The 15,711-nt window shown below is 42.0% G+C and carries 13 protein-coding genes; all 13 read right to left on the bottom strand.

The genetic code is table 11. The features are described 5' to 3' along the window. Positions 1-28: 28 nt before the first annotated feature. The 13 genes from ABIE66_RS12060 to ABIE66_RS12000 all read right to left on the bottom strand — a co-directional run bounded on the left by ABIE66_RS12060 (position 29) and on the right by ABIE66_RS12000 (position 15,136). Positions 29-460, bottom strand: a complete 432-nt coding sequence (locus tag ABIE66_RS12060) for a DUF1801 domain-containing protein (RefSeq protein ID WP_370014845.1) — start codon at positions 458-460, stop codon at positions 29-31. Between the two features lie 471 nt (positions 461-931). Beyond that, a complete protein-coding gene (nagE, locus tag ABIE66_RS12055; protein ID WP_370014844.1) occupies positions 932-2,407 on the bottom strand; it encodes an N-acetylglucosamine-specific PTS transporter subunit IIBC in 1,476 nt (491 codons plus the stop codon). A 192-nt stretch (positions 2,408-2,599) separates the two neighbouring features. Further along, positions 2,600-3,838: an exo-beta-N-acetylmuramidase NamZ family protein gene (locus tag ABIE66_RS12050; RefSeq protein WP_370014843.1), complete on the bottom strand. Its 1,239-nt coding sequence runs from the start codon at positions 3,836-3,838 to the stop codon at positions 2,600-2,602. A 13-nt stretch (positions 3,839-3,851) separates the two neighbouring features. Continuing rightward, positions 3,852-5,798, bottom strand: coding sequence for a glycoside hydrolase family 3 protein (locus tag ABIE66_RS12045; protein WP_370014842.1), 1,947 nt, complete (start codon positions 5,796-5,798; stop codon positions 3,852-3,854). Positions 5,799-6,005: 207 nt separating this feature from the next. Next, complete coding sequence (locus tag ABIE66_RS12040; RefSeq protein WP_370014841.1) at positions 6,006-7,016, bottom strand: MupG family TIM beta-alpha barrel fold protein; 1,011 nt, start codon at positions 7,014-7,016, stop codon at positions 6,006-6,008. Continuing rightward, positions 7,013-8,380 carry a PTS transporter subunit EIIC gene (locus ABIE66_RS12035; protein ID WP_289324872.1) on the bottom strand — a complete coding sequence of 456 codons (1,368 nt, stop codon included), beginning with the start codon at positions 8,378-8,380 and terminating at the stop codon, positions 7,013-7,015. The genes ABIE66_RS12040 and ABIE66_RS12035 overlap by 4 nt, the downstream gene beginning before the upstream one ends. 32 nt (positions 8,381-8,412) lie before the next feature. Further along, on the bottom strand, positions 8,413-9,270 hold the full coding sequence (locus ABIE66_RS12030; protein ID WP_289324871.1) for a MurR/RpiR family transcriptional regulator: 858 nt from the start codon (positions 9,268-9,270) through the stop codon (positions 8,413-8,415). 11 nt (positions 9,271-9,281) lie between these two features. Next, entirely contained in the window at positions 9,282-10,190 is a 909-nt protein-coding gene (murQ, locus tag ABIE66_RS12025) for an N-acetylmuramic acid 6-phosphate etherase (protein WP_370017030.1), read from the bottom strand. Between the two features lie 415 nt (positions 10,191-10,605). Continuing rightward, positions 10,606-11,787: an ABC transporter substrate-binding protein gene (locus ABIE66_RS12020; RefSeq protein WP_370014840.1), complete on the bottom strand. Its 1,182-nt coding sequence runs from the start codon at positions 11,785-11,787 to the stop codon at positions 10,606-10,608. Between the two features lie 21 nt (positions 11,788-11,808). Continuing rightward, positions 11,809-12,516, bottom strand: a complete 708-nt coding sequence (locus ABIE66_RS12015) for an ABC transporter ATP-binding protein (RefSeq protein WP_289316608.1) — start codon at positions 12,514-12,516, stop codon at positions 11,809-11,811. Continuing rightward, positions 12,509-13,279: an ABC transporter ATP-binding protein gene (locus ABIE66_RS12010; protein WP_370014838.1), complete on the bottom strand. Its 771-nt coding sequence runs from the start codon at positions 13,277-13,279 to the stop codon at positions 12,509-12,511. The genes ABIE66_RS12015 and ABIE66_RS12010 overlap by 8 nt, the downstream gene beginning before the upstream one ends. Further along, positions 13,276-14,271 carry a branched-chain amino acid ABC transporter permease gene (locus ABIE66_RS12005; RefSeq protein WP_370014837.1) on the bottom strand — a complete coding sequence of 332 codons (996 nt, stop codon included), beginning with the start codon at positions 14,269-14,271 and terminating at the stop codon, positions 13,276-13,278. Before ABIE66_RS12005 ends, ABIE66_RS12010 begins: the two co-directional genes overlap by 4 nt. A gap of 1 nt (position 14,272) precedes the next feature. Next, positions 14,273-15,136 (bottom strand): branched-chain amino acid ABC transporter permease, encoded by an 864-nt coding sequence (locus tag ABIE66_RS12000; protein WP_289316610.1) that lies wholly within the window; start codon positions 15,134-15,136, stop codon positions 14,273-14,275. Positions 15,137-15,711 lie beyond the last annotated feature (575 nt).

Below are 15,711 nucleotides of genomic sequence, written 5' to 3'. Positions count from 1 at the left end.
GAAACAAATATTAAATTGATCAACCGCTTTATTTCACTTCATTGTTTGGATACTTTTCTCTCAAAAACTTGAGAGACTGATTAATCAATTCTTTCAAAACATCAATTTCGATATCTGCCACTTTATTGATGTACACACACCCTTTTCCAGAAGTGTGTTTTCCAAATGCCTGTAACAATTCTTCCCTTTTTTTGTCACCCGTAGAAAAATATAAACTGATTTTTGCTTTTCGGGGTGAAAAGCCAACCAGAGGGGCATCGCCTTCGTGACCAGATTCATATTTATAATGATAGATACCGAATCCAATGATGCTCGGTCCCCACATCTTTGCCTCATAACCTGTCGTCTTGGCAAAAACATCCAATAATTGATATGCATCTTCACGCTTTTTAGGATTATCGACGTTCTCAATGAACTCAATGACACTACTGTCAGTTTCTTTGGTTTTTTGTTTATACATGATCTGAACCTCTCCTATACTAAAAGGTAGAAAAATTCAAAGATATCCTTTGCTCAAAACGAAGTACCCTATTCGATCGTGTTCTTTAAGGTTGTCTTTATGTATACAGCTACAGCCTACATTATCGATGAAATCCTTACTATTCAAATGAATGCGGACGAGCTTCATTTAGTAATTCTCCAAACTTCATTGCAAATCCTTTATTCAATACCCTTATATTATAGAACATTGATTCGTTTTATTCTAATTTAAAAGCAGAGATTAATAAGATATATCTAAGATTAGGAAATGATTTGATTCACATCAATTGATTGGTACCTATGAAACAGTACGTTATCATAAATATCTCTACGATCAGAATGATAAGGAAACTTAAAACTGATCGTAGAGTTAGTGTATCCATCCCATTTACATTAAACAAACAGTTGCATTAAAGGGGGAATTGGAAGCCAATATGCAGTTTATCCCGACCTAATGCCGTCGGATCTTTTCAATTTCATCTGCTATAAATTGTACCTGTGTCCCTACGATGACTTGAATGCTTTGGGGACCCACGATATTGATTCCAGCAACCCCTGTTGATTTGATTTTATTCTGATCGACAGCTCCCATATTCTCCACCTCAACCCTTAATCGGGTAACGCAGTTATCTACAGATGTTACGTTGGCGTCTCCGCCTAATCCCTCATAAATAACAGAAGCCATCCTAAAGAATTTACTCTCATTATTCCCGCCTTGACTGTTGTCTGCCTCCGCAATCACTCCTTCACCATCAAGCTCATCTTCTGTATCATCTTCTCTGCCGGGAGTCATTAAATTGAACCTTGTTATCAAGAATCGGAATAAGAAATAGTAGATGACAGCAAAAGCAAGTCCTTGAAGAAGTAGCATATAAGGTTCATTTGCCATTGGCAATCTTGAACTTAAAACAAAGTCAATGAATCCTGCACTAAAACCGAACCCTGCTGTCCATTGGAAAGTCGCAGCAATAGCTAACGATATTCCTGTTAATAAGGCATGCACAACAAAAAGGGCTGGTGCAACAAACATGAAAGCAAATTCCAACGGTTCAGTGACGCCTGTGAAAAATGAAGCGAAACCGGCTGCAAGCATTAATGAAGCCACTTGTTTTTTCTTCCGTGATTTTGCTGTATGGTACATGGCAAGAGCCGCAGCCGGTAAACCGAACATCATGACGGGAAAGAATCCGGCTTGATACATACCCGTGGTTCCTTTTATTCCTGTTCCAGCCCAGAATTTACCGATATCGTTAAGACCTATTACATCAAACCAGAATACGGAGTTTAACGCATGATGTAAACCTGTTGGTATCAAAAGCCGATTGAAGAATCCATAGAGTCCTGCTCCAGCAGCACCTAATTCACTTATTCCTTCCCCAAATATTACTAACCAGGAATAGATGAGTGGCCAAACGAAGAATAATATAAGAGAAACCAGTAACATGGCAACCGCAGTAAGGATCGGGACAAGGCGTTTACCGCTAAAGAAAGCGAATGCATCCGGCAGTTCGACCTTACTGAACCGATTAAACATAGCTGCCGCTATTAGACCCGAGAGGATTCCGACAAATGCATTTTCTATTTTCTCAAATGCTGGGTTTACATCTTTTACATCAATTCCCTGCAGCATCGCTACCGAGTCCGTGGAAAGCAATGTCGTTACGACTAGATAGGCTACCAGCCCGCTCAAAGCGGCGGCTCCATCTTTTCCTTTCGACATCCCCAACGCCACTCCAACAGCAAACAAGATAGCCATATTGTCAATGATGGAAGACCCTGCTTTGATTAAGAAAGCCGCTAACGGACTTTCCGCTCCCCATCCTGCTGGGTCTATCCAATAACCGATCCCCATTAAAATGGCGGCTGCCGGTAATACGGCTACTGGCAGCATCAAGGAACGTCCAATTTTTTGAAGATATTTTTTCATTCCGCTTTCCTCCTGACAATTACTGATTTAGGGCAAACCCCATATTCTATTAGACAACTGTTCCTTCCATTTTAGAACTTCATTTCATTAATAAATTGACTATATTCAGGAAAAAAGTCTTAGCGATTTACTCCTCCTTCTAATGTTCATAAAAAAAAGAAAAGTCCAAATGGACTTTTCCTTTTTCTCCACTTATTTATAGAGTAAGTAATTTTTGCGAACCTTTTTAAAAGCATCCTGCTTTTCTTGATATTCTTTTATAATTTCATTTACTGAAGAACCTTCTTCAATTCTGGACCTTACCCAGCCATTTCCAATCAATAAATTGAAATTGTTGGCTGCAAGGAATTCGAAATCACCAGGATATAGGTCCTGAATGGTCTTGATGATGTGAAGTCCAGTAGGGACAGCCTTGAATTCCTCTCTATCCGTTATATAAATTTCCACTCCGTGGCTAAGTTTACCTGCATGCTTTGAAAACATAGGTGTAAAAGAGGCTGCCCTGAATTTTACACCAGGTAAACGAAGAGCATTTAATTTCCCAGCAAGCTCATCACCGTTTATATAAGGAGCACCAATCAACTCGAATGGTTTAGTCGTTCCTCTGCCTTCCGAGACATTCGTTCCCTCGATCAAGCCTGTAGCCGGATATACAAATGTAGTGGAGACTGTCGGCATATTCGGTGACGGCAAGACAAAAGGAAGCCCAGTATCGTCATAATCCATATCTCGCTTCCAGCCTTTCATCTTGATGACCTTTAGATCTGCACCAATTTTAAATTCCTTATTGAACAAAGTCGCGAGTTCCCCAACAGTCATCCCATGCTTAAGCGGTATTGGGTACAAACCAACAAACGATGAGAATTCAGGTTCAAGCACCGGTCCATCTACCGACTCCCCGCCTTGTGGGTTCGGCCGGTCCAGCACGATGAAGGGGATATCATTTTCTTTGGCTGCTTCCATTGCATAAGCCATCGTGTAGATATACGTGTAATAGCGTGTTCCGACATCCTGGATATCAAAGACAAGGACCTCAACATCTTTTAACATTTCGGGCGTCGGTTTTTTCGTTTTGCCATATAAGCTATAAACGGGCAACCCTGTTTTTTCATCAATATAATATTCAACGCTTGCACCTGCTTGCGCATCTCCTCGCACTCCATGTTCAGGACCGAATAACGCTGTCAAATTAATATCCGGATCATCATGAAGTAGATCTACGATGCTGGTTAATTTAGAATCGATGCCAGTTGGATTCGTGATCAAACCGACTTTCTTTCCGCTTAACACGTCCTTTTCTTCTTTTAAAAGGACTTCAATACCGGGATTGACTTTTTGTTTTTTCTTCTCTTTAACAGCGGTTACACTTTTTGAGGAAACGATGCCGAAAGAAAGCATGCAAATGGTAAATAAGATAATCATTCTTTTCAAATTGCTTCCCTCCCTATTTTTTAATGGATCTTCCTGATTTAATATCTAATCCATATCCAAATTTATAAATCCTTTCAGAGGGCTTAGTCACTGATGGTATATCGACCGGCAACGTGCCTTTAGGTTTTGATTCTCCAAAAATGGTCGAGATGCCTGCCGGGATATTCGGCTGTCTATAACGCCCATTCGAATAACCTTTGAACCCGTAAACAGTAAGAACCGCTTTCGCTTCTTCAAAGTTTGCAACATCATACGGGTTTCTTAAACTCATTAAAACAAATTCTTTATCCTTCTTATTAGCATGGTTCATGATCGCTCTTGGGAAGGCTGTTGCCCACTTCGACGAATCTTGAATGCTATCATCGATCACTCCATCATTTACAGCCGGATCGTTTTTGACAACATAGGAACCGGTTAAGACAAAATCCGATTCATCGATTAGTTTAGCCACTTCAACTGTAAATGACTTTCCTGAAAAACTCATACCCGTTATTTGGACTTTCTTTATTTTCTTTTTATCAGCTAATTCTAGGATGCTCCTTGACATGGATTCAACTTGATCATCAAAAGGGGCAAGAACTAAAACTTTATCATTTTTCTTAGGTTTGAAAGGCAATGTTCTATCTTCATTTTTCAATAGAGTGATGGCATCTTCCGCGATTTTCCTTTCTTTTTTTAAATGCTCTTCATTCCCGACCACTTGAAGCGCGGTTTCGATTTTTTTATCGATCAGAGTATTATCAGGGTTTAATATCCCTCTTTTCACTTTCAGTTCAAGTATCCTTGTTACGGATTGATTGACTTGACTTAGAGGAAGTTCGCCGCTTTCCACTGCTGCCTTCACTGCATGGAATACAGAGGTTATATTCTTTTCCATTTGTAGCGAATTTACTTGTGCAGGCATTAACGCAATATCAACACCCGATTTCAGGGCAAGGACAACAGCTTCTTCCTGTCCGAAGTTGTCCGCAATGGCTTTCATATTCAAAGCATCTGTGACCACAACACCGTCAAAACCCATTTCTTCACGTAAAAGACCGGTTATGACCTTATGTGACAACGTTGCAGGAACCATAATTTCTTGTCCGTCATTTTTACTGATATACGTAGTGTCATCGAATGCAGGAAATTGAACATGTGCAGTCATCATCATATCCACTCCAGCATCGATGGCCTTTTGGAAAGGAACCAACTCTATGGATCGCAAACGCTCTTTATCATGAGAGACAAGTGGGAGTCCATAATGACTATCGACTGCTGTATCTCCATGACCAGGAAAATGCTTGGTCGTTGCTATCATGTTCTGGTTTTGCAATCCTTTTATCGTCTGAATGCCAAGCTTTGATACAAGTTCTGGATCAGAACTGAAGGAACGAACGCCAATAACTGGATTTCCGGGATTATTATTGACATCGACAGACGGCCCAAAATTGACATTTATGCCAAGTGACGAAAGTTCCTTTCCAATGATTTCTCCAGTTTGATAAGCGTAATTTCCATTTCTGGCTGCACCAAGCGCCATATTACCAGGAAGGTTCGTTCCAGTTTGAAGGCGAGTTACGATTCCTCCTTCCTGATCAATCGTAATGAACAGCGGAAGGTCTGGGGTTGCCATTTGCAAACCATCCGTGAGCCGAACAGTTTGTTCGGTATCGACTACATTTTCAGCAAACAGAATCACACCGCCCAGATGATATTTTTTGATGATGCTTGCAACTTCTGAGTTCATTTCAGTAAACCCTGTAGCTTTATCTTCTCCTTGTTTTTGCCAATTGCGAAAATCCGGCATGAGCATTTGACCGACTTTTTCATCGATTGTCATGTTTTCTACGATTTCCTGAATTTCCGATACTGATTTTTCATTCTCATTCTCTGATCCCTTTGCTGTCGCATTCCCTCCCAGACTGGATAAAACCAAGAATAATGCGATTCCAGCAGGGGCACATATCCTTTTTATCATTTAGGCTTCCTCCCTTGTATACTTTTTAGTTCTGTTAGTAACAATTCCATATCCATAACCCTGAAAGGATGAGATTGGAAATGAGCTATTTAGGTCCTAAAAAGAAATCAAGGCAGCATCCGGAACCCCATCAGCCGCCTTCTTTTAACAAGCCTTCATGAATATATCCATTTATCCCTGTATAATTGATTTTCAGAGCCCAATTGGTCACTCAATTATAAGTTTTATCGTTTGACCAGGCTTTAGAAGGGACAGCAAGGGAATATCTTCTTCTATAATTCGCCCTATCACATTGACCCGATGACTTGCCTCCAGGTCTCTCCTGCAAATTTGAACCTCTCCCCGATATCGACCGTATCCATCATTGTCCATCGTTATGGATCCAAGGGTGCGTGCAACAGTATTACTCGGTTCAACATTTACTGTGACTCGGGTATTTTGCAGCCGGAAAACATCTTGAGAAACATCTGGCCTCAATTTAAACTGACCGCTTTGCAAGAGTCGGGATTTCACTCTAATAGATAGAATATTTAGACTTTTATAGGTAATTAGATTCTCAAGCAAATTATTCTCCGTTCCTTGATCTCCAACGAAAACTCCCTCCACATGCTGAAACAGCTCAACACCGGCAGCATATGGATTCATCAACCTGTGTTTTTCAAGCGTTGGAAGGCCCTCATGCAGTGGGCCGCGTTTACTCCCAGCACCCGGGATGAAAGCAAAAATCGGTATGCCGTATTTCTTGAACATACGATTTTGCACATGAAAGAATTCTTCCTCAAGTCCCGTTTCACGCCTTGGATAAAAGTTGTGCCATGCTATCAAACTTTCCGGTTCCACCCCGCTCCCAAGCACGGCTAGAAGTTCAACTTCATTCCACGTACTTGCATTCAGTGAGAGGGAAAACACCTTAGATAAAGATGTAACCGCTTCTTGATCAAACCCATCATCAAGGCGAATACCTTTAATCCCTAATGGCCATAAATCCTCAAGTTTGCTAATCCCCAAATGATTAAGCGTGTTTAATGATACATCTGCATGGATTTCCATTCCATAGGACTCTGAAAGCTTTAAAAGCTTGATCATCCTCTTTACGAGGTCACCCTTTTCTTCAGGAATATGAAGCGAGGTAAATGCCCTCTTCACTCCTAGGTTGGCGGCATGGATAATTTGTGCTTCTGCATGTGGATCCTGTAAATAAAAAGAGATTCCAATCACTTGAATTCTACTGCCATTTCATCTTTAAATCCAAACAAATACGTAAAAACAAATCCTGCTATATAGGAAATAAACAACCCTACGAGGAACAGACCGATTTGGTTTGGATGCACTAAAAAGGTAAGCGGTAGTCCAGAAACACCGATTGACGACGTTGCGATTCCGAAATGAGCTTGGAATGCCCCACCTACTCCTGCACCTAAACAGGCGGTTAAGAAAGGCCGGCCCAGTGGCAGCGTCACTCCAAATATAAGCGGTTCGCCGATACCAAGCATCCCTGAAGGAAGACCCCCGCCGATTGCTCTCTTTAAACTAGCTTTCTTCGTTTTCATATAGATGGCAAATGCCGCTCCTACTTGCCCTGCACCTCCCATTGCCAAAATGGGTAGCAGTGGATCATCTCCAATCGAATTGATCAATTCTAGATGAACTGGCGTTAAACCTTGATGTAAACCAGTAATGACGAGAGGTAGGAATGCCGCACCAAGCACGAATCCTGCTACAACACCGCCGATATCCAATATATTCAATAACCCTGTCGTAATGGCATCCGATAAAAACCCTCCTACCGGCATAAAAACAATGTAAGTGACAATCCCGGTAATGAGTAAAGCGATGGTTGGCGTCAAAATGATATCCAGTGATTGCGGAATGAATTTCCTGACCTGTTTTTCCACCAAGGCTATGAAGATAGCAGCAAAAAGGACTCCTATCAACCCACCGCGGCCAGGAAGTAAATTTTCACCGAACAATGAAATGTCGCCGACTGCCGGATTGATGACCAAGATACCCGCTACTGCACCAAGTGCAGGTGATCCGCCGTATTCCTTTGCCGCATTGGTCCCAACCAAAATTCCCAAATAGGCAAAGAGCCCTGACCCGATAACGGTTAAAATGATGGCTAATTGCGACTCTGCTGCAAGCCAGCCCGCTTGAACGATCGCTTTTGTAATACCGGTAATCAAACCTGATGCCACTAACGCGGGAATTAAGGGGATGAAAATGCTTGCAATCCTGCGTAAAAAAAGTTTAAAAGGTTTGGCGTTTTTCCTATCATTCTCGGATTTGTTCTTCGAGGCCACTTCTTTTAAGTCCAAACCGCCGGAAGACTCCAGAAGCTTTTCAAATTCTGTATGAACCTTGTTCACCACGCCTGGTCCCAGGACGATTTGGATCGTTTCTTCTTCAATGACGCCAAGAACGCCGTCCGTGTTTTTTATATCATCCATGTTTACTTTTGAACGATCGATTGGCATTACCCTTAGTCTGGTCATACAATGTGCAGCATCGGCAACATTCGATGCCCCACCTAATTTCCCCAATATCTCTTCTGCTAAACTGGCGTACTTATCCCCCTTACCCATTCAAAAACCCCCTTTGTCAAATCTCGTAATATTCATTTATATCGATCCGTCATCGATTTGATTGCGGACCTGGTGTTATCAATATATTGGACAGTTTCTTCATATTGCTCTGAAGCCATCCCCAAAAACAAAATGTCAATCATATATAACTGCGCCAATCGTGAGGATGTTGCTGCACTTCGAAACGGTGCTTCATTCGAAAAGGATGTATACAGTGTCGCATCACATAAAGAAGACACCGTTGTTTGGCCAAAATGAGTAAGCCCGATCGTCTTGACCCCACGTTCTTTAGCAAGCTTCAGTATATTGACAACTTCAGGTGTTTCCCCTGAGAATGAAATGGCAAAAACGATGTCATTTTCATCTGCATTTGCAATCAGGGTTGCAACTAAATGCATATCTGTAAAAGCAGTTGCCCCTTTATTGATGCGAAGTAATTTTTGCTGAGCATCTGCAGCAACTATATTCGAAGCACCCACTCCGCAAAAGTGGACGGTTTTAGCGTTCAGCATCAGCGTTATAGCCTGTTTGAGATTATCATGATCGATTATTTCAGATGTGTCCCGAATGGTCTGAATCGAATTACTCGTCGTTTTCTCAACAATCCGATACAGTGATTCGGAAGGCTCGATATCCCGGTAACCCTGTTCTACAGTCTTCATCAAATCTCCAGCTATCCTTATTTTCAGATCTTGAAACCCCTTTATTCCAAGCGATTTACACAACCTAATAACAGCAGCCCCGCTGGTTTGGGCAGACGTACTCAATTCCTGTACAGTGCTGTTCACAACTTCATGAGGATTCTGTAGAATATATTCTGCTAGTTTTTGTTCTGATTGCGGCAGCTTGCTCAACATCGTCTGTATGATGGATAATCCTCCTGTAGCCATTGTTTCCCTCCTTAATCTTTATGGATCGAGATGGCTTTTCTGACATCTCCATCAGCCTTTTCCAGTAACTCGATTGCTTTTTGATAATCTGTTGCCGTTTTTATCATGACAATCGCTGGTTTAACTTGATTATTTGCCTTCTCAAGCGTATTCAAAGCTTGATCATAGTCAGCATTCGTTACAGTTTCTATGATGCCTATCGCACGGTCCTTCAGTTTTTGATTACTGACATTTACATCAACCATCAGATTTTCATAGACTTTTCCCAAGCGGATCATGGTTACTGTTGAAATCATATTGAGTACCATTTTATGTGCGGTTGCCGCTTTCATTCTCGTGGATCCCGTTAACACTTCCGGTCCGACCACCACTTCAATCCCTATATCAGCTGCTTCTGTGATGCTCGCGTTTTTATTGCATGATAAAGCCACCGCTTTAGCCCCAACTTTCCTTGCATAACGTAAAGCGCCCCTCACATAAGGGGTACGGCCGCTTGCCGCAATGCCTATTACCGTATCATTTGCTGTAAGGTTCACGTCAATTAAATCAGATTCCCCAAACTCTTCTTTATCCTCCGCTCCTTCAACAGCCCGAACAAATGCCTTTTCCCCTCCTGCAATAATTCCCAGCACCCTATCAGGCGGGGTACTGAAAGTAGGTGGACATTCCACGGCATCCAGAACACCGAGTCTTCCGCTCGTTCCTGCTCCGATGTATATGAGTCTCCCACCTTTTTTTAACGATTCGTAAGCCCATTCAACTACCGTTTTTATTTCTGGCAAAACCTCCTGTACCGCTGCTGCCACCTTTGAATCTTCTTTATTGATTGCTGAAATGATTTCCATCGTATTTACACTATCGATATTCATCGTCCCTTCGTTCCGTAATTCAGTCGTTAACGAACGCAGATGTTCTTCCATAGACAATCAAATCCTCCTATTGCTTAAATATAATTTCAAAATTTGATAGAAAATAATGAAATTATATTTCATATTATATTCAATGATAGCGGTTTCATTACTTTGACACAAGATATTTTTGTAAAATTCACATTATTCATTCCCTTAACATACCCCACACAGGCAATCTCCTTATTTGGAATCAAATAAAATTTCATTACATCCTGGGGAAATGGATGCATCTATAGCCGCCTTCTGTGTGTAATGATTTACCCATAGAAACCTCTAGTTTTGTAATATTGCACTCCTGATTTTTCCGACAATAAAAAAACGTGTACCGTTCCCAAACTTGGGTACGATACACGCATAAGTACTATAACAAAATGCTAAACTGGTTTACTCACAGGACTCGGGACGCCTGCAACCCCTGACCCAGTTAACGGACGGGGACAACTTTCCCGTCTTCGACAGCGCCGACGACAATAGTTGATGCAAATCCTCCATTTTCATCAATTGAGGGAATATCATATATTTTTTGATCTGGCCCTATATTTGAAAGACCATCCTGCATATGTTTACGGATAGCCTTCGCATCATCCACACTGCCTGCAGATTTCATAGCTTCAACAAAGGCATACATGGCGATATAATTCAAACCTACTTCGGAACTTGGATCTTCCTTATAGTTCTTTTGATATTTCTCAACGAAAGCGGGAACTGCTTCTTCATCCGAATCCATCAGTGGAAGAACGCCAATCGAGCCTTCCAATGTTTCATATGAACCGGCAATCGGCTTCATTTGATCTAGCTTTGCTTGATCCATTATGATGAAACCGCCTTTAAACCCTAGCTCCCGAGCTTGCTTCGCTACTTTTGCCGTAGGTTCCGAAGCACCACCGATAAATAGAACATCAGGGTCTTTTTTCAAGGCATTGGTAACGATCGTGAAGAAATCGGTTTCTTTGGCGAAATCGATCGACGAATTATAAACGACTTTACCGCCTTGCTTTTCCCAATGTGGGAGAACGGCTTCCGTCCAGTCTTTACCATATTGGGAGGAAGTAGGTAAAGCGGCTATTTTCTTGCCGAAATTTTCCATTGCGTAAGTTGTAAAAGGTTCGATATACCCTTCGTAATTCGGCGGAATTCGAACGGTTAATGAATTTCCACTCTCGGTCACTGTCGGTTCACTCGTATAAGCACCAATGATGAATTCCTCTTGTTCATTAAAAACCTGCAGTGCCAACACACCTCCGCTATGAGGCGTGAAAATGATCGGCGTATCATGTTCCTGAATTAGCCGTTTTGCATTCGCACCTGTTTCATTTGGTAAGTATTTATCATCCAATGATACCAAATTCAATGTGTATTTCTTACCTTCCACTTCAAAACCACCAGCATCGTTAATTTCATTGACGGCCATTTCGACACCATTCAATGTCCTTTTCCCATATAGCGCTGCTGCCCCGCTTAATGGACCGCTAAAACCAATGTTAACGACATTTTCACTTTTACCTTTACCGCCACTGCTAGACACAGTGCTATCCCCTTTATTGCACCCAGTCAAAACAGTGATCATTAGCAGCATGAAGACAAATATTACTTTCAATTTTTTCATAAAAATCCCCCATTCAATTTTTCAGGCTCCAATATATGCTTTCCTGACTTCATCATTGGCTAATAAATCACTGGCTGTCCCTTGAACGACAATTTCCCCATTTTCAAAAACATATCCTTTATCTGCAATGCTAAGGGCAGCATTCGCGTTTTGTTCCGCAAGCAGGATTGTGATTCCTTCCCGGTTTATTTCTTCAATGACTTGAAACATCTGTTCGACAATAAGTGGAGCCAGTCCCACCGAAGGCTCATCAAGCATCAACAATTTGGGTTTCGACATCAAGGCCCTTCCAATTGCCAGCATTTGCTGTTGACCTCCGCTCAGGCTTCCCGCTTCATCATGATGCTTTTCTTTTAAAATCGGGAATAAATGATAGACGTATTCCAAGGAATCCTTGATCTCAGCCTTTTTCTTTCGATGCACATAGGCACCCATCCTCAGGTTTTCCTGGACGGTCATCTGTGGAAATAGTTTACGTCCCTCGGCACACTGGACTATTCCCTCCAGAACATTCTTATCCGGGGCACGGCCCCCTATGGGCATGCCCTGAAAATGAATTTCCCCCTTGGACAGCTTACTGATACCGCTTATGGAACGAAAAGTCGTGCTTTTCCCTGCCCCATTAGCTCCTAACAAAACTACGATTTCTCCCTTGGCAACTTCGATATTCACATGTTTTATCGCAGTGAAACTCCCATAATTCACGGCGACATCGGTTAACTTAAGCACTGGCACTACCTCCCAAATAGGCTTTAATCACCGCTTCATTTCCGCGGATCTCCTTAGGTGTGCCATCGGCAATTTTTTCCCCGTAATTAAGGACCATGATTTGATCTGCCAAGTTCATGATCATATGCATTTTGTGCTCGATTAAACAAATGGTCAGTCCTGATCGATTTAAATTTTTAATCAGTTCTGTCAAACCTTCCGTTTCATCCGGGTTGATTCCCGCAGCAGGTTCATCGAGAAAGATAATTTCCGGTTCCGTTGCAAGGGCAAGGGCAATGGCTGTCCGTTTCTTTTCCTCCTGCGAGATGCTGGAGACCATTCTGTCAGCAGATTGCGTCAATCCAACAATATCAAGCACCTCCATTGCCTTATCCCTGCATGCCGCTTCCTCCCGTTTAAAACGGTTTGTTCTTAGAATGGCATCAACCAAATTGGATTTGGTACGCAGTCTATGCCCGACAATGACATTATCCAAGACGGTCGATTGATCAAAAAGGCTTGTCGTTTGAAAGGTCCTTGAAATTCCAAGCCCTGCAATTTCATTGGCAGGAAGTTTGGTGATATCTATCCCTTTAAAAAGGACCGTACCTGAAGTTGGGCGATGAAAGCCACTGATCAAGTTGAAAAAAGTTGATTTTCCTGCACCATTCGGTCCGATTATTGCATTGATTCTGCCTTTTTCAATCATAAAATCCACATTATTGACCGCCGCTAATCCGCCAAACCGCTTTGTCAAATTCCTCGTTTCGATAAGCAAACTCATCCCTCCTCCGCTTTCATGTGAATTTCGTTTCTCACCTTGGACCGCTTATTAACTTTTCGCTTGTTTTGCCAATCAAAGATGGCCCCTGAGATTCCGCGCGGATAAAAGATGATGATTATCGTAAGCAATGGTCCGAATATCAACATTCGATATTCTTGAAGGAATTGCAGATTCTGCGAAAGGATAACTAATAGTAATGTACCTACCAATGGACCTGAGAGTGTCCCGATTCCACCAACCAATAAATACATCAATAGATCGAACATTATGGCAGTTGATCCGATATCAGGTCCAATGAAGCGAATGAATGAAGCATACAAGGCACCTGCTAAACCTGCAAAGAATGTGGATAGGACAAATGCGGTTAACTTATTCTTCATTGTGGATATGCCTATCGTTTGTGCAAGGTCCTCGCTGTTCCTGATGGCCATATACGTCCTGCCGGTCAACGAGCGGATAATTCGATACACGATCAAAATCACTGCAAGCAGGAAAATGAGGACCAAATAATATTGTGATGCTGCAGTATCAAATGCGATTGGACCTATATTTCCAGGAGCAGGAATACCGATCAATCCCCTAACCCCTTCTGTAAGCCCCTCCCATTTATCGATGACCAGATATATGATGTAACCAACACATAGGGTATAAATCGCGAAAAAGTGTTCCTTTGTCCTCAACGCTATCAATCCGATTAAAAACCCAATTGCACATGTTATTAAACATGCCGTTACAAGTGCCAACCAAAAGTTCATTCCCGCTTTTACCGTCAGCAGCCCAAGTGAATATGCTCCAATGGCAAAAAATCCAGCATGTGCAAGTGAGAGATATCCAGTATATCCTGACAGTAAATTAATCCCATAAACAGCTATCGCCCAGATGAACGAAAGCGTCAGCATATGGAGATAATAGTCGTTTTGCGCGATAAAGGGGAATGAAAATGAAAAGATGATAAGAGCGATGATTCCATTTCTTTTCGTTAAGATCTTCACGCTACCTCTCCCCCTTGGCAAAAAGACCTGTTGGTTTCACGGTTAATATCACGACTAAAAGAATGAATGCGATGATGTCCTTATAATCATTTGAAATATAAGTTGCGCCCAGGCTCTCACTAAAACCTAGGATATATCCGCCTACGATCGCCCCCGGGATGCTCCCCATCCCGCCCAAGATGATAATGACGAATGCTTTTAGGATGACTAAATGCCCCATGCCGGGAAAAACAAGGTTAATCGGTGATGCAAGGGATGAAGCGATGGCAGCTAAACCACCCGATATCATGAAGGTCAGCATCGCGACTTTATTAATGTTGATTCCCACTAATGACGCACCTTCACGGCTTTGGGACATCGCTATTATCGTTGACCCGGTATAAGTTTTCTTAAGGAAAAGATAAAGTAAAACCATTACTGCGATAGCTGACACGATGATCAATAACCGCTGTAGTGTGAACGTCAAGCCCATGAAGTTGACGACTTGGCCGTATGGAGAAGTCATTGTATGGAAGTCTGCACCCCAGACAAATTGGGCAAAAGCTTCAAGAAAAAGGAGAATGCCGATTGCTGCTATCTTATCGTGCAATGGAGGTGCCTCCCTTAACAGACGAAACACGAAACGTTCCAAAAGGACTCCCAACAAACCAACAACGATAACGGATACAAACATGGCAATCCAGTAATTGACCCCATATAATGTCATCATTGACAACGTGATATATCCACCCAACATATATAGGGCACCGTGGGCAAAGTTCGGGATATGCAAAATTCCATATACTAGCGTCAATCCCAGGGCAACAAGACTATATACGCTGCCAATCGTCAAACCATTAAAAAGCTGCTGGATCAAAATATCCATTTACTTCCTCCCTGATAATTATTGAATTTCACTTTGCTCCTAGGTTCATTCCCTGGCCCACATTCCTGTCCATATTTTGAAAGCACACTTCTGCGACGAAAAACACTTTCACTTATTCCTCACTGGCTCAACCTCTCGAGGAGGAGCAGTAACTCAATCATCGATCAATTAGATAGGCACTGTTTATTTCCCTATTCTTTCCGCCTACAGATATAGCTTAGGAGTAGCGGATAACACCACTCGGGTTCTTGTTAGCGCTTTCATTTATAATGACTACTTATTTCAGTACATGCACCTAACGTTTTTAAGTCCTTATTCTTTCTGCCTAATGAATCCCAGGCGATACGATTATCTGAAATGCATATGCTGTTTTTAGGGATAGCCACTGATTCCTTCTTCTCTGATTAACAGTTTCCCCACGGTAATCGTCTGGATCGTTCACCCCTTTCACCTCGCACTTTCTACAGGTTCTTCCGTAGATAGATTTAATTTCCTATTATGAATGCAAGTGCCGTGCCATAAGTAACACACTGTCCAACCGCCTATTCCCAGCAGTGTGAATTCATTATTGAATT

Origin of the sequence: Peribacillus sp. B2I2 (genome assembly GCF_041261685.1) — a bacterium.
Lineage (GTDB): Bacteria > Bacillota > Bacilli > Bacillales > DSM-1321 > Peribacillus.
Note: the sequence above shows the minus strand (reverse complement) of the source record. Positions and strands in the feature narration are given on the sequence as shown.

What these genes read in the sequence shown, in the direction of transcription:
- ABIE66_RS12060 (WP_370014845.1), bottom strand. Translation starts at nt 460, where the DNA reads ATGTATAAACAAAAAACCAAAGAAACTGACAGTAGTGTCATTGAGTTC.
- nagE (WP_370014844.1), bottom strand. Translation starts at nt 2,407, where the DNA reads ATGAAAAAATATCTTCAAAAAATTGGACGTTCCTTGATGCTGCCAGTA.
- ABIE66_RS12045 (WP_370014842.1), bottom strand. Translation starts at nt 5,798, where the DNA reads ATGATAAAAAGGATATGTGCCCCTGCTGGAATCGCATTATTCTTGGTT.
- ABIE66_RS12035 (WP_289324872.1), bottom strand. Translation starts at nt 8,380, where the DNA reads ATGGGTAAGGGGGATAAGTACGCCAGTTTAGCAGAAGAGATATTGGGG.
- ABIE66_RS12030 (WP_289324871.1), bottom strand. Translation starts at nt 9,270, where the DNA reads ATGGCTACAGGAGGATTATCCATCATACAGACGATGTTGAGCAAGCTG.
- murQ (WP_370017030.1), bottom strand. Translation starts at nt 10,190, where the DNA reads ATGGAAGAACATCTGCGTTCGTTAACGACTGAATTACGGAACGAAGGG.
- ABIE66_RS12020 (WP_370014840.1), bottom strand. Translation starts at nt 11,787, where the DNA reads ATGAAAAAATTGAAAGTAATATTTGTCTTCATGCTGCTAATGATCACT.
- ABIE66_RS12010 (WP_370014838.1), bottom strand. Translation starts at nt 13,279, where the DNA reads ATGAGTTTGCTTATCGAAACGAGGAATTTGACAAAGCGGTTTGGCGGA.
- ABIE66_RS12000 (WP_289316610.1), bottom strand. Translation starts at nt 15,136, where the DNA reads ATGGATATTTTGATCCAGCAGCTTTTTAATGGTTTGACGATTGGCAGC.